We start from the raw sequence: 16,375 nt of genomic DNA, 5'->3' as shown, positions 1-16,375 counted from the left end.
GATTGTTGCCGGCCGTGAGCTCGCACGTTCATGCGCCGCTATTCTCCTGTCGTTGCAGGCATTTCCGGCGGCCGAGCCTGGCCGATCAAAGACCGCTCGCGCTAACGGTTAGAATTCGCTACTACACAACCATAGATTTTTCGTCTATTTTCCTGGCCGCGGCGATTGCAGGGCGTCCTCGGTCGAAGTCCGAGTGACCCAAGATGCCGGCTCTCAAGGCGAGCTGGTGGATGAGAGGAAGATCAATCCGGCGGAGCCGCCTGCCCGTTCTCTCGGCCGGCCGGCGCCGCAGTCAAGCGACAAGGAGAACGGCATGCTGGTTCGACAGAACGTGTGGGAGCTTGGCGGCGACTGGGCGGATCCGATTCTCTGGTACGCGCGCGCGGTTGGCGCATTGAGGCCGAAGCCGCTCAACGATCGAACCAGCTGGCGCTTCTGGGCCGGCATGCACGGCTATCATCAGGGCCTGTGGGAGTTCTACGGCTACAAGGCGCCTGCCGAGCAAGTTCCTGCCCAGGCCGACTTCGACGAGTTCTGGCAGCAATGTCAGCACGGCAGCTGGTATTTTCTGCCGTGGCACCGCGGCTATCTGATCGGATTTGAGAAGCTCATTCGTTCGACCGTCGTGACGCTCGGCGGGCCGCCTGACTGGACCTTGCCCTACTGGAACTACTTCAAACCCGGTCAGGATGGCTTGCCGCCGGCATTCGGCAGCCCGGACTGGCCGGACGGCACAGGCAACAATCCCCTCTTCATTGAACAGCGGTGGGGACCCGGCGATCCCTCGCAGCCCGGCAAGGTCTTCGTCCCGCTCGACGCCGTGAACCTGGACGCGATGGACGTTCACGAGTTCACCGGTGTGGCAAGTGGCGGCGACCGCGGCTTCGGTGGCATCGACACCGGCTTCGAGCACGGCGGCACCAAGCATGGCGACATCGAAAGTCAACCGCACGACCAGGTTCACGGCCTTGTCGGCGGCGAGAAGATGTTCCCGGAGGCGAGCACGAGGCCATTGCCGGGACTGATGTCGTCACCGGTGACGGCCGGCCTGGATCCCATCTTCTGGCTGCACCACGCGAATATCGATCGGCTGTGGCAAAGCTGGAGGCAGAGCGATTCCCAAAACACGGATCCGGAAGAAGCCAGCTGGAAGAAGGGACCTGCCAGCCTCGGCCAGCACAAATTTGTCGTTCCTCTCCCCGACGGCTCGCAGTGGGAGTACACGCCGGAACAGATGTCGGACTTTGCCGGGGTGGGCTATACTTACAGCGATTTCTCGCCGGCAGGCGCGCCATTGGCGGCCGTCGCCGGCAGGACAGCGACATCACCCGGAGCGGTCGCGATGGCGAGATCGACTGGAGCAGCAGTTGAGGTGCTTGGCGCCAATGCCCAAGCGCTTCCCGTCGCTGGGAAAGGCGCCGAGACCTCCGTCCAGCTTGATGCGCGTACGCATACGAAAGTTGCCGCCAGGCTGGCTGCCGGCCCTGCGCCCGGGGCACGCGCTGAGCAGGTCTTCCTCAATCTGGAGAATGTGCGCGGATATTCCGACGCCACCGTGCTGCAGGTGTATCTGCAGTTTGCGGGGAAGGACGGCGCGCCGTCCTTCGAGCGGCAGGTCGGGAGCATCGGGCTCTTCGGCATCACCAAGGCGACGGAGGGCGATACCGGGCACGCGGGAGACGGCTTGTCGTACGCGCTGAACATTACCAAGCCCTATTCGGAGTTCGCCGGTTCGGGCAATACCGATCTCGCAAAGGTCGGCGTTCGTCTCCAGGCCGTCGCGCCGGTGCAGCAGTCGGCCGACGTGAGTGTCGGCCGCATCAGCATCGTCCGACAGGGCGATTGACGGCCGCTCATGACGCCCGCGGCCTACGAGCGTCTGCAAATCCGTATTCCGCTCACCGTCGCGGCAGCCGCCGCGTGGGCGGCCGTCGTGGCGTTGTCGGACCAGCGCAGGCTCGTCGCCTTCTGCAACAGCGATGTCTGGCCGGCACTGTCGCTCGATCAGCTCGCCCTTGCCATGACGTTCTATTCGCCGGCAAGACTCGCCGGCGAATGGATGCTGATGGTCGCGGCGATGATGATGCCGATGCTCGCGGGCGCTCTTGGGCACGTGCGTGCGCGAAGCCTGCCGCGCCGACGCATGCGGTCGATGGCGCTCTTCATGATCGGATATTGCGCCATCTGGGTTGCCTGTGGCGTTCCCATCGTGCTGGCCGTCCTGGCGCTGCAACTGGTGCAATCATCATCGATCGTCACGATCGCATTGGCGGGATCGCTCGTCCTGGTCTGGCAATTCTCCCCCGGGAAACAGATTTGCCTGAACCACTGCCACGACCAGCCGCCGCTAGCGGCGTATGGGATCAGGGCCGATCTGGCTGCTCTCGGATATGGCGTCACCCAGGGGATCTGGTGTTGCGGAGCCTGCTGGGCGCTGATGCTCGTTCCGTTGGCGACGCAAGGCGGGCATTTGCCGGCGATGGCCGCGACCAGTGCATTCCTGATTGCCGAGCGCCTGGACAAACCGCGGCGCCCGGCGTGGGAGGTGCGATGGCCATCGACCGCTGCCAGGCTGCTATGGTTCAGGCTCGGCCTTTGGCGACGCTCGGAGAGCGCCGGAGTGAAGGCAACCTGATCGGTGCCGACGGCACGCGCGACGACGCGATTCCCGCAGGCGACCGGGCAAACTTTGCCGGCGACACCGCCGCACCGGCAATTTTTTCAAGCTGCCGATGAGCGCGAGCCCGGAAACATCGGGAAATCCAACGAATTGATTTGGCACGCACGTTGCTTGCCCTTCGCGATCGTCTCGAGGGGCCTAACATGCAAGTCACGCCAGGAGCATCAATCTTCGGCTACCAGCCTGCAAAAGCCGGCTCAGCGACCGGTGCATCGAAGCCGTCGGTGACCGACAATGGCGGGCCCTCGCAAGCAAGCGAAGATGGCGCATCGGGCGACAGCAGCGTCGTGCAGGAATTCCTGAAATACGCGAAGATGAATCCCTTCGACCGTATGCGGGCTGCCATTCTGAAGAGCATGAATCTCAGCGAGGCCGACCTCGCCAACATGACCCCGGACCAGAAAGCGGCGGTGGAGCAGAAGATCCGGGACGCCATCGAAAAGGAGCTGGAGAAGAAGGGCCAGCAGCCCGGCAGCCTGGTCGACCAGTCCGCGTAACGACCGCGCATCACCAGTGGAATGTCGCGCCTTTTCCAATCTCGCAATCGAATGCCGTATCCTTGAGAACGGCGTCATTGACGGCGTCCAGGATCATCGTGCGCGCTTCGATCCTGCCGTTTGGGTGCACCCTGAACGACAGGAATTCCCTGACCGCCTTGTCCGGTCTCACCGTGAAATGGGTCGTCGCGAAAGCGATCGTCCCGTCAGGCTGGATCATGTATCCGTCAAACCGCATGCTCGCCTTGACCGGAGGTCCCGCCGCGCCCGTGCCGCGAACTTGACAGGCTGAAAGGTCCACGAGCATGCGAAATTCCTTGCCATCGACGATCGCCTTGTTCAGCGCCGCATAGTCGGCGTTTCCGGGTTCGTCCGCGATCGCGGGGCGCGTCCAGAAGCTTGCTACGATCGCCAGAGCGGCAGCGCAGTTGCGCAGATCATTCGACAAATGTGGCTCCCAGGGATGGCGGCTCTCGGCTGGACCTCGTTTCGCCGGAGCAGGCTTGCGATGATATTCGTCGCTCTAGCCGGCTCCCGACTCGAACTTCACCGCCTCATGATTGGTGATGACCTCTCGAACGACCAGGGCATGCAGCTTCCGGGTAAAGTCCGGATCGAGCCCGCTCTGTGCGGCGAGCATGCGAAGCCGCTTCAATTGCGCCGCTTCACGTCTGGGATCCCGGGATTCCAGTCCATGCCTGGCCTTGAGCTCTCCGATCGCATCCGTGCAGCGAAAGCGTTCTGCGAGCAGGTGCACCATCGCCGCATCCAGATTGTCGATGCTGCGGCGCAGCCTGGCGAGATCGCCGGCAAACTCCTGGTCATCATCCGTCATCGATCGGCACCTCCAGGCAGCGCCGCGGCGGACAACCCGCCCTTCTGCAGAATGAAGCCCGCGATCTCATCGACACCCTGGCCACTCTTCAGATTGGAGAAGATGAACGGTCGCGCGCCTCGCATCCGCCGTGCGTCCGCTTCCATGATCTCCAGATTCGCGCCCACCATGGGAGCCAGATCGATCTTGTTGATCACCAGCAGATCGGATCGCATGATCCCCGGCCCACCCTTGCGCGGGATCTTCTCTCCTGCGGCGACGTCGATGACGTAGACGGTCAGGTCCGCAAGCTCCGGGCTGAAGGTGGCGGCGAGATTGTCGCCGCCCGATTCGACGAAGCAAAGCTCCGCGTCCGGAAACTTCAGGTTCATGTCGTGGATCGCCGCCAGGTTCATCGAGGCGTCCTCCCGTATGGCCGTATGCGGACAGCCACCCGTTTCCACCCCCATGATGCGCTCTGCCGCCAAGGCCTGCGCGCGGGTCAGGATGAGCTGATCCTCCTTGGTGTAGATGTCGTTGGTGATGACGTAGATCTCGTAGAAATCGCGCAGGTGCTTGCACAGCGCCTCGACCAGCGCCGTCTTTCCGGAACCGACAGGGCCGCCGATGCCGACGCGCAGCGGCCCGTTGGTTGCCGCAATGCCGGACGTGCGGAGAGACCTGCTCTCGCGTTCAATCGTCTTCATGAGCGAAACAACCTCGTATATTGGAGCTCGTGTGCGATGGACGCGAGTTCAACCATCAGGCCCGCCGAACCGAGATCGTCGACCGTCTCACGGCTTGCGATTTCACTGCGCGACAGGATCGGCAGCTCGAGCGCCGCGATGGCAAGCTGACCATCGGTCTGGCCGAGAGGCACCAATCGCACGCCCGCGCTCACCAGATTGGCGACGTAGCTGTGCAGGAATGCCGGCAGCGCGATTTCGACGGCAATCCGCTCGCGCGCCGCCCGCGCTCCGAGCAGGACAGCCAGCACGGGCGGGCATTTCGGGTCGGAGAACATGTCCAGAATTCGATCCGGCCAGACGCTGCGAAGGGTCGTAAGGCACGCGGACGATTGCTGGGCGGATTCGAGCACGAATTCGGATGTGCCGCGGGAAGCGGCTGCGAGCTCGGCCAGATCCGGAAGCTGGTCCTCGACGCCCTCGGCCACGCATCGGTAGGCTTCGCTGAAGAAGATGGCTTCGTTTCGGCCGGAGCCATAGCAAAGGTCGGCCTCGAGCCAATCGATCAGGCTGCGCCGATCGGAGACATAGCCGGCCTCCACGGCCCACTCCAGTCCGTGCGAGTAGCTGTAGGCCCCGTTCGGAAACGACGGCGAGAGCCAGCTCTGCAGCCTCAGGAACGCCAGCGCCTGCTGTCCATAACTCTGGTCTGTCATCGCACCACCATGCCGGCAACGCGTCAGTACATGAAATAGCGCTGCGCCATCGGGACCACATTCACCGGCGGACACGTGAGCAGCCGTCCGTCGGCCCGCACCTCGTAGGTTTCGGGATCGACCTCCATGAGGGGCAGCGCGTCGTTGAGGATCATGGAATGCTTGCCGATCGATCGCGTGTTCGAGACCGGCAGGAGTTGCTTGGCCAGGCCCAATTGTCTCGTCGTTTCGAGCGAGGCCTGACTGACGAAGGTCACGGAATTTCTGCCGGGAGAACGGCCAAAGGCGCCGAACATCGGCCGGTAATATTCCGGCTGAGGCGTCGGGATCGACGCATTGGGGTCGCCCATGATCGCGGCGACGATCATGCCGGATTTCAGGACCATGTCGGGCTTGATCCCGAAGAACGCCGGATCCCAGACGACGATGTCCGCGAGCTTTCCGACCTCGACCGAACCGACATGGCGTGACATTCCCTGCACGATGGCCGGATTGATCGTGTATTTCGCGACGTAGCGCCGCGCCCTGAAATTGTCGTTCTGCCCGGTCTCCTCCGGCAACCGCCCGAACTGCTTCTTCATCTTGTCGGCGGTCTGCCATGTCCGGGTGATCACCTCGCCGACGCGCCCCATCGCCTGGCTATCCGACGACACGATCGAGAACGCGCCGAGGTCGTGCAGGATGTCCTCGGCGGCGATCGTCTCCTTTCGGATGCGGCTCTCCGCGAAGGCGACATCCTCCGGAATGCGGCGGTCCAGATGGTGGGTCACCATCAGCATGTCGAGTGCTTCGTCGAGCGTGTTCGCGGTGTAGGGACGCGTCGGATTTGTCGAGGCCGGAATGACGTTGCTCTCGCCGCAGACCTTGATGATGTCAGGCGCATGCCCGCCGCCGGCCCCTTCCGTATGGGCCGCATGGATCGTCCTGCCCTTGAACGCGGCGATCGTGCGCTCGACGAACCCGCCTTCGTTCAGGGAATCGGTGTGGATCATGACCTGCACGTCCATGTCGTCCGCGACAGAGAGGCAGCAGTCGATCGATGCGGGCGTTGCGCCCCAGTCTTCGTGCAGCTTCAGGCCGCACGCGCCGGCTTCGATCTGCTCGACCAGGCCCGCGGGTAGGCTCGCATTGCCCTTGCCGAAAATGCCGAAGTTCATCGGGAACCCATCCAGCGCCTCGAGCATCCGATGGATGTGCCATGGCCCCGGCGTACAGGTCGTCGCCGTCGTCCCTGCGGCAGGTCCGGTGCCGCCACCCATCATGGTCGTGACGCCCGAGAAGAGCGCCTCGTCGATCTGCTGCGGGCAGATGAAATGAATGTGCGTATCCATTCCGCCGGCGGTGATGATCTTGCCCTCGCCCGCGATGATTTCCGTCCCCGGCCCAATGATGATGGAGACACCCGGCTGAATGTCGGGGTTGCCCGCCTTGCCGATGGCCGCAATGAGCCCGTCCCTGATCGCGATGTCGGCCTTGACGATTCCCCAGTGATCGAGGATCAGCGCGTTGGTAATGACCGTATCGACCGCCCCCTGCGCGCGCGTGAGCTGCGATTGTCCCATGCCGTCGCGAATGACCTTGCCGCCGCCGAACTTGACCTCCTCGCCATAGATCGTGAGGTCCCTCTCGGGCTCGATGAACAGGTCGGTATCCGCCAGGCGCACCTTGTCGCCGACCGTAGGGCCGAACATCTGCGCATAGGCCGCGCGGCTCATCGTGTGGGGCATGTCTTCCTCACCTTATTCGTTGGCGCCGGACGCACCGGTCGCCGATTCCAGAGGTCCCATCACGCCGCCGCTGAAGCCGTAGATGCGCCGCGCTCCGGCAAACGGGATCAATGAGACCTCGCGCGACTGGCCCGGCTCGAACCGCACGGCCGTCCCGGCCGGGATATCGAGGCGACACCCACGGGCAGCGGATCGATCGAACGCGAGTGCGGCGTTCACTTCGGCGAAATGATAATGGCTGCCCACCTGGACCGGCCGATCGCCGGTGTTGGCTACGGCAATCGATGGTCCGGTCCGGTCCCCGTTCAGGACGATGTCGCCGTCAGCCGGAATGACCTCCCCGGGAATCATGCCACGCCTCCAAGCAGCAGCAGCCCGACAAGCCCGGCGCATACGCCCGCCGCGCGAAGCAAACTTCTTCTGGCCGCGTTTCCTCCTGAGAACCCGATGACCATGCCGGTCAGGAGAAGAGCGGCGGTCGCCGTCGTGAAGCCGATCACGTAGGGAACAAGCATCGCAGCGGCGTCAGTTCCGTGGGCGTGACCATGGAAGAACGCAAACAGGCCGACGGCCGCCGCGCCGAGCATGACGGGTATCCTGAATTCGAACGCAACGAACGCTCCCAGCGCCACCACCGAGAGGCTGATCGCCGCCTCCACAAAGCCCATCTGAAGTCCCGCGCTTGCGGCGGCGAAGCCGCCCAGCATCGCGATCAGAAAGGTCAGCGGCCACACGGCTCTCGCGGATCCGCCCACAAGCGCGCTCCACGTTCCCACCAAGGTGATCGCAATCAGATGATCCGCGCCGCTGAACGGATGGACGAGACCGGCGTCGAACGAACTGCCCGCGCCCGGAATGGGATGAGCGAAGGCCGGCGCCGCAAGCAGGCTCAACGCGGCGACGCAAATCGGGATGATACGCATCATCAGCTCCTATCGGATCGGGTTGTGCACCGGGACAAGCTTGGTCCCGTCCGGAAACGTCGCCTCCACCTGGATCTCGCGGATCATTTCCGGGATGCCCTCCATGACCTGGTCGCGGCGCAGCAGCCGGCCGCCTTCGGACATGAGATCCGCGACCGATCGTCCGTCGCGGGCGCCTTCCATGATGGCATCCGAAATCAATGCGATGCTTTCGGGATAATTCAGCTTGACGCCGCGCGCGAGCCGGCCGCGCGCAACGATCGCGGCGAGGGCTATCATCAGCTTGTCTCGTTCCCGTGGCGTCAGATTCAAGATGCTCCTCCCACTTGGCCGCGCTGCTAACAGGACCACATCTTCGGCACTCCGAAGGGACCGGATCCGAGCTCATGGTCGAGTTGATCGAGGAAGCGGCGCAGACCTCGCCTGAGATCCACGCTTGCAATCGCGGCGACCCGGACGACGATGATCGCGCCCACGATCGTGACGCCGCACGCGCATTCCAGCGAAGCACCGATCTCGCGCAATCTCTCGAGCCGGGCCTCAAGGCCCGGACCGAAATAGATCATCGTCGCAATAGCCTTCCAGTTCGAGAGCAGCGCCGTCTTCCGAAGCTGCAGGAGCGCCTGGTCGGAGGCGAGGAAGCCATCTGCCCACACCAGACGGCCGTCGACCCTGACGCGCCAACTGTCCAGGATATGTCCGGCAAGAACCTCCTCGCCGCTCTCGATGCGGCCAAGAACCAGCCATTCGAGGGCAATCAATTCGGTGCCCGAGCACACATCGATCTCGGTGTGCCGCGCGATGCGCGCCTGGTTGAAGACGATGGTCTCTTGCGGAAGCCACGCAAGCCGGGCATTTCCCTCAGCCCTTAACCGCGTCCGGATTCGGGCGGGCCGATCCAGCGCGCGATAGACCTTCTCCGCGGCCTGCGTGGTCACCGCGACCGACGCGTTGCCTTGAGCGACCACCTCGATCCTGATCTCGTCGCCACCCGCGACACCGCCCGAGGTATTAATGAGGACCGCCTCCTTGCGCCGGCGATCGTCGACATTCGGGAAGGCAACGGCCATCGGAAACTTCTGATAGACGTCGATGATCTCCGTGCCGTTTGCGGCGCCGGAGAACACCACGCGAGCTTCCCCGACAGCGCGCTGCAGATCGAATTTTTCCGTGGCGCCCTGCCCTTCTCCCGGATGGCCGGGATGAGCCGCGGATGTCCCGCGAGAGCGCTCATGAATTGCTTCAAACATCCGTCTCGGGGCTCATGATTGACCGTGTGTGTCTCGCATATCGGCGAGGGAGAGGCCGGGCGTGGAACGGCAATGCCGACCACGCCCGGACCTCATGTCGCGAAACCGGGATCAGAAACCCGCAAGACCCTGGGAGCCATTGTACGGGATCTTGACGCTGCCGATCTCCTTCAGCGAACCGTCCGGCTGGGTGCTGTAGCTGACCAGCTTCGAGGCGTTGCCGTAGATCTGATAGAGATAGGCGCCGTCCGGCGAGATCCAGCTATCGCTGGGACCGCTCGTCACGGTTCCGTTCAATCCCCTCGCGGTGCCGTCGCCGGGCACCTTCGGACACGCCGGATCGCACGCAATCTCCAGGCCGCTACCGTTGATGCGGTAGCTACTGATGTTGCTGTAGCCGAAGTTCGTTGCGTAAATCGTGCGATCATCGGGCGCGATGGCCAGCCAGCACAGCTCGGACGGCAGGCCCGCGCTGGTGTCGATCTTGACGAGCTGGCCGATCTTGATCGAGCCGTCCTTCTCGATGGTGCAAATGGAGCATCCGTCGCCGACGGCATAGCCGATCACGAACGTATTCGGACGCTGATTCAGGAACGCGATGTAGAACGGAGAACCGCCCTTCGCATCGTAGAACCTGGCCGTGCCGAGCGAGCCGTCCTTTTGCAGGGCGAACACGGCAAGGCCGTCCGGATCCGGTGCATTCGACGCAATCGAGTGCAACGCACCGCCGGCGCGCTGGACCCAGAGAATCGGCGAGCCGTCGGGATACAAGCCGGTGAGCGCGATCGGCTCATCGAAAGTGGTGCCGACAAGCACAAGCTCCTCGTTGGGCGAGACCACGACCATGGTGGAGACACGATTCCGCTTGCTGTACGTGTTCACCGTGTATCGCTCGGGCCGCGTCTTGAGCATGCCTTCGGCATCGACCGACATCAGCCGAAGGTGATCCGGTCCGAACGCGTGCAGCACGAAGAGGGTGCGCGTCGACGGAGCGAAAGCCAGCGATTTGGCCGTGCCGCTCCTGCCCTCGACCGGGTTGCCGGTCGACTTCACGTCGAGCAGCGTGAGACGACCGTCGCTCTCCAGGCGGAAGCTCGAAACGGAATTGTCTCCGCCATTGGTCGCAAACAAAAAGCGCCGATCGGATGTAATGATGACGCTTCCTGCACCCTCGTAAGAGTTGGGCGCGCTGTCCTGGCCGCTGATCGGCTTGAATTCACCGGAGCCGGCGCCGCCCGTCTTGATACGCGCGACCTCGGCCAGCTTGCCGTCCGCCTGCCGCGTGTAGTGGATAATGGCGTTGTCGATCTCATTGGTCTGGATATAGAGATGGCCAGTCTGCCCCTTCGACATTCCCATCTCGCTCGCCGTCGCTTCTTTAGCCATCTCTCGCTCCTTTGATGATTGGCTTTGGTAAATCGAATGACTTTCGGTGACCTGCACCATCGCTATGGCTTCAACGGAGGGTATCCATCGATGTAAACCCAGTCGGACGTCCGCACGGGCACATGGCACGCCTGGCATTGCGCCTTGTAATTCGTCGTCGTCGTTTTTGAACGATCGCCCGCGTCGAACCACGACCATCCCCAGCCGTCGCCCCACAGCGCGCTCTCCGGGTGACGGTTCGACGTGTCCTTCACCATGACGAACCATCCCTTCAAAGCATCGGCGCGGCTGACGGTGCCGGTCGTCATTTCCGAGGTTGCCGCCTTGAACACCTCCTTGACCAGCACCGCACCGTCCGGGAAGCGCCTGTCCTTCCGATAGGCGTCGATCACTCCCGGCGAGGCGTACACGACGTGAAGCTCCTTCGAGCCGTGAGTGTCGTCTGCCGCGATCGCCCAGCTTCCGAGGATCTGATAGGTCGTACGATAGTCATCGGGCACGTGCAGATGCCTGTCGCGGTCGGCGACACTCGCACCGGCCGAAACGCCATCCGCCGCATTCGCCGGCAGCTGTGATTGCCTGACCACGGCCGCGACCCCAAGGATCACGACGACGGCGACACAGGCGGCTTTGAGGATTTTCATGCCGATCTTCCGCCGATCACGCGGTCACCGCGCGTCCTTGTCGTCCAGCAGCGGATAGAACTGGGTCCAGACCTCATCCTTCTTGGCGTTGGCGATATGGCAGTAGGCGCACTCGTCCTTCGACTTCACCTTGGCCGTCGGCGCCTTCGGTTCGTGGTGATTGAAGTTGAAATAGCCCCACCCGTTGGTGTCGGCGAAGCGCTTCGAGTCCTTGACGGTCACGTCGGCGCCGTTCCACTTGCCCGGGAAGTAGCCACGTCCCGACGCTTCCGTTCGCGAGCCGTCGGCATTCTCCTGCGGCAACGTCAGCTGCAGCTCCTTGAACAGGATCGTCCCCTCGGGGAATTCGCCGGTCTTCTTGTAGATCGCGTACGAGCCCGGCTCGATATAGACGTTGTGGAATTCCGGGAAGTTCGCCTGTCCGCCGTTGAGGGCATTTGGCGTCAGCGGCGAGCCGACATAGACCCACTCGTGGAAATTCTTCGGCAGGAGCAACTGCCCGTCCGCGGTGTATTCCGGCAGATAGCGCGTATTGCTCTGGGCATTGCTATCCCTAAGCGATCCGAAGAACAGAATCGTTGCGACCGCACTGCCTACGATGACCGCCGCTGCTGCCTGGACTCTCACGCGCATTGTCTTCTCCCGCGACTGCGGCCGAACGCGCGAGGCGCCGGCACGATTGACCTGTCGAGAGATGACTTAGCCAGTCGCGGAAGATCCTGCGCGCTGGGGATTGCTTCCGCTTTGGCCATCTTGATGCATTCCGTGCCGAACCTGCGATCGGTGAAGAGGTTGACGCTGCGGAAGCAGGACGCGCGACCCCAATCGGCGCCGCGATCGCGGCGCGGACGGCCATGGAAGCGACCGAGAGGGTGCAAGGTCAGCGGGTGAGGTCTGAAAGCGGGGCTGTTCTCAGGGGGCGCTCGCGGCAGATCCGGTAGTTGTCCTGCCAGGGACGAAGCCGCTCGAAAGCCGCGCTCGCCGCCAGCACGTCGAAGTCGGCGTTTCGCCGACCTATGATCTGCATCCCGACCGGAAGCCCGTCGGACAGACCCGCCGGAATCGAGGCTGCCGGATGGCCCGTAAAGTTGACGAAGTAGGTCAGGGCCCATCCGATCAGAGGATCTATCTCGACACCATTGATCGACTTCGGCCCAGCCGTGTTGCCGTCGCTGGCGTTGTCGACCGGCGGGCACGCGACGGTCGGCGTGACCAACAGATCGAATCTTTCAAGGACGTTCTGGAAGGCATCGTAGACCTCCGACCGGACGGCCTGGTCGCGGAAGAAATCGAGCCCCGACATGCGATTGGTCTTCTCGACCCAATCCATGTATTCAGGCGGAAAGTCGTCGCGATGCTTGCCGAACAGATCGATTCCGTCGCGCTTCATGTTCTCGATCGCCTGCAGGTTCAGAAGCATGTAGAGACGCGACCAGACGTCGCTCAGCTCCCGTTGCGAGCGAACGATGCCGAGCTTCACCTCCTCGACGTGAGCACCGGCTTCCTCGAACGCCTGTACCGCGCGGCGGACCGTCGCCGCGACTTTTCCGTCGACCGGAAAGACGTCCAGATCCGGACTATAGGCAATCTTGAGGCCACGGATCGAACGACGGGTCGCCGCGGTGAAGTCGACGGGCGGCTCGATCAGGCTGAAGGGATCTCGCGGATCAGGGCCGGCAAGTACGTTCAACGCGATTGCGGCATCTTCGACCGTCCGCGTGATGGGCCCTTCGAACAGGAACGGAGAGTCGGCCACGCCGAACGCGTTGGGACGCACGAGGAACGGCACGCGTCCGAACGACGCCTTGTAGCCATAGACTCCACACCAGGCGGAGGGGATCCGTATCGAGCCGCCGGCGTCCGTACCTTCTGCAATAGGTAGCAGTCCATCGGCGACCGCCGCGGCGCTTCCTCCGGATGAGCCACCCGTGTTCTTGGCAAGATTGAACGGGTTGCGCGTGGGACCAAAGAGGTAGTTGTCGCAGGTGCCTCGGAATCCCATGAGGGGGCTGTTGGTCTTGCCGAGGAACACGGCGCCGCCACGCTTCTCCATGCGCTCGCAGAACACGCAGTAACCGTTCACGACGTGATGCTTGAGCGCGCGGATGCCGCCCAGGCTTGCAGGCCAGCCCGGCTTGAAGTCGAACAGATCCTTGAGCGCCGACGGGATGCCGTGCAGCGGTCCCCACGACTCGCCGGCAACCAATGCGCGCTCGGCCTCTTTTGCCCTCGCGCGGGCGCCGTCGAAATCGAGATAGACTAGCGCATTCAGGCTCGGGTTGCGCGCTTCGATGCGCCGGATGAACGCATCGACCACGTCAACCGGCGACAGATCACGTCGCCGGATGCGAGCTGCCAGTTCGTGCGCGGTGAGGTAAGCGAGTTCGTCGGAATGCAAGGGCTGGCTCACGCTCGACATCGTCTCCTCCTTCTGAACCACTTCAGGACGAAGCCGCATTTGACATTGAAACAGTTCTTGCCTGCGCAGCCGTGATTGCTTCGTCTTTCGCAATCTTGATGCATTCGCCGCGACGGCCATCGACAAGGCATCGCTCAGGGTTCATGTGCGCTGACGTGGGCTGCAGGTTACGCCGACGCGCGTTGGCACATCCTGCGCGTCACCGCACAAGGGCACGCTTCCATGGACCGACCTCCCGTTTCTCGCGGCTTCAAATCCAGGCGACAGACACCCGAAGCCGCCCGGCTGCCACCGGGTCAGTATCTGACGACCGACTTCCCGGTGCTGTCCGCCGGACCCACGCCGGATATCCGTGTCGCTGACTGGAAGATTTCGCTTCAACTCGGCGGATCGTTGCTGGGGAAATGGACCTGGGACGAATTCGAGGCACTGCCCCAGACCACGATCACGGTCGACATTCACTGCGTCACCAAATGGACGAAGCTCGGCACGGTCTGGCAGGGCGTCAGCTTCGACGATCTTCTGAAGGTGGTCGGGGTGAGCGAGCCGCCGAACGCCTATGTCATGGCGCATTGCGACGGCGGATACACGACGAACCTTCCGGTGACCGACCTGGTCGCGGGAAAGGCGATGATCGCGACCCGCTATGAGGGCCTGCCGCTCGCCCCGGCGCACGGCGGCCCCGCGCGACTCCTGGTGCCGCATCTCTACTTCTGGAAGAGCGCAAAGTGGCTGCGAAGGCTCCGCTTCATGCCCAAGGACGAGCCCGGGTTCTGGGAATCGCGTGGTTATCACAATTATGGCGATCCCTGGCGGGAGCAACGTTATGACGGCGATTGATGCGCCTCTGCAGCAGCCCAGGATCGCGTGGCAGACCGGTCGCGTGCAGGCCATCGTGGCTGAAACAAGCCGGGTGAAGAGCATCATCCTGCAGCCGGCCAACTGGTCCGGGCACTGGCCCGGCCAGCACGTCGACATCCGTCTCACCGCCGATGACGGCTATCAGGCCGAACGAAGCTACTCGATCGCATCGCCCCCGGAAGAAAAGCGGCTCACTCTCACCGTCGAACGGGTCGAGGACGGTGAGGTGTCGTCCTATCTCCTCGACGAATTGCAGGTTGGCGACGCTCTCGAATTTCGGGGACCCATTGGGCGGCATTTCATCTGGAGCCAAACGCGCGGTGGACCGATTTGCCTGGTCGCGGGCGGTACCGGGATTACGCCTTTGATGGCCATGTTGCGCCACCGCAGGAGGTCGCTCGCACGCATACCGGCATCATTGATCTATTCGGCACGCAGCCTTGCCGACGTCGTGTATCGGGATGAACTCGATACGATGGCTCGCGGCGATCGCGACCTCCGCCTGGTCTATGCGCTCACCCGCGAGCATCCGAGCGACTGGAACGGACATCGGGGACGGGTCAACGAGGCGCTGCTCGCAGAGAACAGCTTTACGCGCGAGCAGAATCCCACGTTCTTCATTTGCGGTCCCACCGGGTTTGTCGAGGGCATCTCGAGCATGCTCGTGAAGCTCGGCTTCGACCCTCTCGCCATAAGAACCGAGCGTTTCGGGCCAACAGGAGCATGATCGCCATGGCAGACAACATCGCCGACCTCATTCTTGGCGGTGACCCCGGCACACACTTGCTTCAAGAAGCCTTTGCCTTTGACATCACCCTGACGAAGATCCGGTGCGCGGCATGCAACACCGTGTCCTGCCTTGGCTCTCTCGCCGTCGACGGCGGGCCGCTGGAGGCGCTCGTCAAATGCGCCGATTGCGGAAGCGATCTGATGAAGGCGACGCGCACTCAGAGGGGATGTGTCCTTGAAATGCACGGTGCCCGGCACCTGTACTTCTGAATGCCGCGCCCGATCGCCCGCCAAGCCCCGAAATCAAAGACCCGCCATGCACGGTGAAGACATCCACCTCGCTGAAATCGAGCGCCAGATTGCCGCCACGGCGGCGAAGCTTCGCGAGCTGATTGAACAGTCCGCCTCACATCTCGCCGCGATGAGCGAAGAGCTTGTCGGCCAGCGAATTGACGATCAGGCCGCACGGCTCGAGATTCTGATCAGGCGCCGCGACGAGCTCCTCAGAGCCAGATCCGGCGAAGACTGAAAAGGACGGCCGGGGCAGATCGGGAAGCGTCAGCCGTGAAATTTCAACCCGTCGACGATCTTGTCGATCACCTTGCGCTCGGCGCGCATGGAAATCCCAACCAGATTCAGGTCTGTGCGGGAAACGGCCTTCACGACTTCGCGGTTGGCGGCATCGTGAGTGGTCGTGAACATGTCCTCGGTATAGAGCCCCGGCGTCACCCCGCGAGACAGTGCGCGATCGAGCGCGCGTGACAGCGCCGCGCGGTCGGCGCCATAGATCAGGATGGGCTGGCCGATCAGCGGCAGATATTTCGTCCCGGAGCCGTCTTCGTAGGGGTCGCCGATGCAGGCCGGAAAAGCCGCCGCGATCCCGCCGGCGAGGAAAGAGGCCACGTTCAGCTTCTGCCACGGCTCAAGGTCGGTGCGGACCACGACCGCGATCTTGGTGTCAAATTGCATGACGGATTTATCGCTATTCCTCAGCGCTCGCGAAGAGCGAAAGAGCCCTTACTCCATGCTTGCGCGCATCGAAC

General features: G+C 63.2%; 21 protein-coding genes. 7 read left to right on the top strand and 14 right to left on the bottom strand.

The features are described 5' to 3' along the window. Nucleotides 1–313 precede the first annotated feature (313 nt). From AB7290_RS05005 to AB7290_RS04995, 3 genes are all read left to right on the top strand, one after another. Entirely contained in the window at nt 314–1,846 is a 1,533-nt protein-coding gene (locus AB7290_RS05005) for a tyrosinase family protein (protein ID WP_085403576.1), read from the top strand. Nucleotides 1,847–1,855: 9 nt separating this feature from the next. Beyond that, a complete protein-coding gene (locus AB7290_RS05000) occupies nt 1,856–2,635 on the top strand; it encodes a DUF2182 domain-containing protein (RefSeq protein ID WP_085403521.1) in 780 nt (259 codons plus the stop codon). A gap of 188 nt (nt 2,636–2,823) precedes the next feature. Continuing rightward, entirely contained in the window at nt 2,824–3,177 is a 354-nt protein-coding gene (locus AB7290_RS04995; RefSeq protein WP_085403520.1) for a hypothetical protein, read from the top strand. Between the two features lie 10 nt (nt 3,178–3,187). Here the strand turns inward: AB7290_RS04995 and AB7290_RS04990 are convergent, their stop codons facing one another. The 13 genes from AB7290_RS04990 to AB7290_RS04930 form a co-directional block, all read right to left on the bottom strand. Beyond that, nucleotides 3,188–3,625 carry a VirK family protein gene (locus tag AB7290_RS04990; protein ID WP_085403519.1) on the bottom strand — a complete coding sequence of 146 codons (438 nt, stop codon included), beginning with the start codon at nt 3,623–3,625 and terminating at the stop codon, nt 3,188–3,190. Nucleotides 3,626–3,700: 75 nt separating this feature from the next. Next, nucleotides 3,701–4,012 (bottom strand): chorismate mutase, encoded by a 312-nt coding sequence (locus AB7290_RS04985; protein ID WP_085403518.1) that lies wholly within the window; start codon nt 4,010–4,012, stop codon nt 3,701–3,703. After that, nucleotides 4,009–4,698, bottom strand: a complete 690-nt coding sequence (gene ureG, locus AB7290_RS04980) for an urease accessory protein UreG (RefSeq protein ID WP_085403517.1) — start codon at nt 4,696–4,698, stop codon at nt 4,009–4,011. The genes AB7290_RS04985 and ureG overlap by 4 nt, the downstream gene beginning before the upstream one ends. Continuing rightward, a complete protein-coding gene (locus tag AB7290_RS04975; protein WP_244623152.1) occupies nt 4,695–5,279 on the bottom strand; it encodes an urease accessory protein UreF in 585 nt (194 codons plus the stop codon). Before AB7290_RS04975 ends, ureG begins: the two co-directional genes overlap by 4 nt. A 137-nt stretch (nt 5,280–5,416) precedes the next feature. Further along, the gene (ureC, locus tag AB7290_RS04970) at nt 5,417–7,120 is read right to left on the bottom strand and encodes an urease subunit alpha (RefSeq protein ID WP_085403515.1); all 1,704 of its coding nucleotides are present in this window, start codon (nt 7,118–7,120) and stop codon (nt 5,417–5,419) included. 12 nt (nt 7,121–7,132) lie between these two features. After that, nucleotides 7,133–7,471, bottom strand: a complete 339-nt coding sequence (locus tag AB7290_RS04965; RefSeq protein WP_085403514.1) for an urease subunit beta — start codon at nt 7,469–7,471, stop codon at nt 7,133–7,135. Next, nucleotides 7,468–8,046 (bottom strand): HupE/UreJ family protein, encoded by a 579-nt coding sequence (locus tag AB7290_RS04960; protein ID WP_085403513.1) that lies wholly within the window; start codon nt 8,044–8,046, stop codon nt 7,468–7,470. The genes AB7290_RS04965 and AB7290_RS04960 overlap by 4 nt, the downstream gene beginning before the upstream one ends. A gap of 6 nt (nt 8,047–8,052) precedes the next feature. Further along, complete coding sequence (locus AB7290_RS04955; protein WP_028148889.1) at nt 8,053–8,355, bottom strand: urease subunit gamma; 303 nt, start codon at nt 8,353–8,355, stop codon at nt 8,053–8,055. Nucleotides 8,356–8,381: 26 nt separating this feature from the next. Beyond that, nucleotides 8,382–9,173 carry an urease accessory protein UreD gene (locus AB7290_RS04950; RefSeq protein ID WP_085403512.1) on the bottom strand — a complete coding sequence of 264 codons (792 nt, stop codon included), beginning with the start codon at nt 9,171–9,173 and terminating at the stop codon, nt 8,382–8,384. A 231-nt stretch (nt 9,174–9,404) separates the two neighbouring features. After that, nucleotides 9,405–10,679 (bottom strand): lactonase family protein, encoded by a 1,275-nt coding sequence (locus tag AB7290_RS04945; protein WP_085403511.1) that lies wholly within the window; start codon nt 10,677–10,679, stop codon nt 9,405–9,407. Nucleotides 10,680–10,741: 62 nt separating this feature from the next. Beyond that, nucleotides 10,742–11,323 carry a cytochrome P460 family protein gene (locus AB7290_RS04940; RefSeq protein WP_085403510.1) on the bottom strand — a complete coding sequence of 194 codons (582 nt, stop codon included), beginning with the start codon at nt 11,321–11,323 and terminating at the stop codon, nt 10,742–10,744. A 24-nt stretch (nt 11,324–11,347) separates the two neighbouring features. Further along, the gene (locus tag AB7290_RS04935) at nt 11,348–11,956 is read right to left on the bottom strand and encodes a cytochrome P460 family protein (protein ID WP_085403509.1); all 609 of its coding nucleotides are present in this window, start codon (nt 11,954–11,956) and stop codon (nt 11,348–11,350) included. A gap of 247 nt (nt 11,957–12,203) precedes the next feature. Continuing rightward, nucleotides 12,204–13,742, bottom strand: a complete 1,539-nt coding sequence (locus AB7290_RS04930) for an amidase (protein WP_085403575.1) — start codon at nt 13,740–13,742, stop codon at nt 12,204–12,206. A 222-nt stretch (nt 13,743–13,964) separates the two neighbouring features. Between AB7290_RS04930 and AB7290_RS04925 the strand changes: the two genes are divergently transcribed. Genes AB7290_RS04925 through AB7290_RS04910 form a run of 4 tightly spaced genes read left to right on the top strand, consistent with a single transcriptional unit; the run spans nt 13,965 to nt 15,861 of the window. Next, nucleotides 13,965–14,582 carry a sulfite oxidase-like oxidoreductase gene (locus AB7290_RS04925; protein ID WP_085403508.1) on the top strand — a complete coding sequence of 206 codons (618 nt, stop codon included), beginning with the start codon at nt 13,965–13,967 and terminating at the stop codon, nt 14,580–14,582. Further along, a complete protein-coding gene (locus AB7290_RS04920; protein ID WP_085403507.1) occupies nt 14,569–15,330 on the top strand; it encodes a ferredoxin reductase in 762 nt (253 codons plus the stop codon). Before AB7290_RS04925 ends, AB7290_RS04920 begins: the two co-directional genes overlap by 14 nt. A gap of 5 nt (nt 15,331–15,335) precedes the next feature. After that, nucleotides 15,336–15,602, top strand: a complete 267-nt coding sequence (locus AB7290_RS04915; RefSeq protein ID WP_224517587.1) for a DUF6510 family protein — start codon at nt 15,336–15,338, stop codon at nt 15,600–15,602. A gap of 46 nt (nt 15,603–15,648) precedes the next feature. Further along, nucleotides 15,649–15,861 (top strand): hypothetical protein, encoded by a 213-nt coding sequence (locus AB7290_RS04910; protein WP_085403506.1) that lies wholly within the window; start codon nt 15,649–15,651, stop codon nt 15,859–15,861. A gap of 29 nt (nt 15,862–15,890) precedes the next feature. Here the strand turns inward: AB7290_RS04910 and AB7290_RS04905 are convergent, their stop codons facing one another. After that, entirely contained in the window at nt 15,891–16,301 is a 411-nt protein-coding gene (locus AB7290_RS04905) for a DUF2000 family protein (protein ID WP_085403505.1), read from the bottom strand. Nucleotides 16,302–16,375: the final 74 nt, after the last annotated feature.

Origin of the sequence: Bradyrhizobium sp. 613_E4_N2_2 (assembly GCF_052075995.1) — a bacterium.
Lineage (GTDB): Bacteria > Pseudomonadota > Alphaproteobacteria > Rhizobiales > Xanthobacteraceae > Bradyrhizobium > Bradyrhizobium barranii.
This window is presented reverse-complemented; position numbering and strand designations above follow the sequence as displayed.

Bases quoted from the DNA above. Each gene is read 5' to 3' on its own strand.
- AB7290_RS04995 (WP_085403520.1), top strand. From the start codon at position 2,824: ATGCAAGTCACGCCAGGAGCATCAATCTTCGGCTACCAGCCTGCAAAA.
- AB7290_RS05000 (WP_085403521.1), top strand. From the start codon at position 1,856: ATGACGCCCGCGGCCTACGAGCGTCTGCAAATCCGTATTCCGCTCACC.
- AB7290_RS04945 (WP_085403511.1), bottom strand. From the start codon at position 10,679: ATGGCTAAAGAAGCGACGGCGAGCGAGATGGGAATGTCGAAGGGGCAG.
- ureC (WP_085403515.1), bottom strand. From the start codon at position 7,120: ATGCCCCACACGATGAGCCGCGCGGCCTATGCGCAGATGTTCGGCCCT.
- AB7290_RS04925 (WP_085403508.1), top strand. From the start codon at position 13,965: ATGGACCGACCTCCCGTTTCTCGCGGCTTCAAATCCAGGCGACAGACA.
- AB7290_RS04935 (WP_085403509.1), bottom strand. From the start codon at position 11,956: ATGCGCGTGAGAGTCCAGGCAGCAGCGGCGGTCATCGTAGGCAGTGCG.
- AB7290_RS05005 (WP_085403576.1), top strand. From the start codon at position 314: ATGCTGGTTCGACAGAACGTGTGGGAGCTTGGCGGCGACTGGGCGGAT.
- AB7290_RS04985 (WP_085403518.1), bottom strand. From the start codon at position 4,012: ATGACGGATGATGACCAGGAGTTTGCCGGCGATCTCGCCAGGCTGCGC.
- ureG (WP_085403517.1), bottom strand. From the start codon at position 4,698: ATGAAGACGATTGAACGCGAGAGCAGGTCTCTCCGCACGTCCGGCATT.
- AB7290_RS04960 (WP_085403513.1), bottom strand. From the start codon at position 8,046: ATGATGCGTATCATCCCGATTTGCGTCGCCGCGTTGAGCCTGCTTGCG.
- AB7290_RS04905 (WP_085403505.1), bottom strand. From the start codon at position 16,301: ATGCAATTTGACACCAAGATCGCGGTCGTGGTCCGCACCGACCTTGAG.
- AB7290_RS04915 (WP_224517587.1), top strand. From the start codon at position 15,336: ATGGCAGACAACATCGCCGACCTCATTCTTGGCGGTGACCCCGGCACA.
- AB7290_RS04930 (WP_085403575.1), bottom strand. From the start codon at position 13,742: ATGTCGAGCGTGAGCCAGCCCTTGCATTCCGACGAACTCGCTTACCTC.
- AB7290_RS04910 (WP_085403506.1), top strand. From the start codon at position 15,649: ATGCACGGTGAAGACATCCACCTCGCTGAAATCGAGCGCCAGATTGCC.
- AB7290_RS04965 (WP_085403514.1), bottom strand. From the start codon at position 7,471: ATGATTCCCGGGGAGGTCATTCCGGCTGACGGCGACATCGTCCTGAAC.
- AB7290_RS04920 (WP_085403507.1), top strand. From the start codon at position 14,569: ATGACGGCGATTGATGCGCCTCTGCAGCAGCCCAGGATCGCGTGGCAG.
- AB7290_RS04940 (WP_085403510.1), bottom strand. From the start codon at position 11,323: ATGAAAATCCTCAAAGCCGCCTGTGTCGCCGTCGTCGTGATCCTTGGG.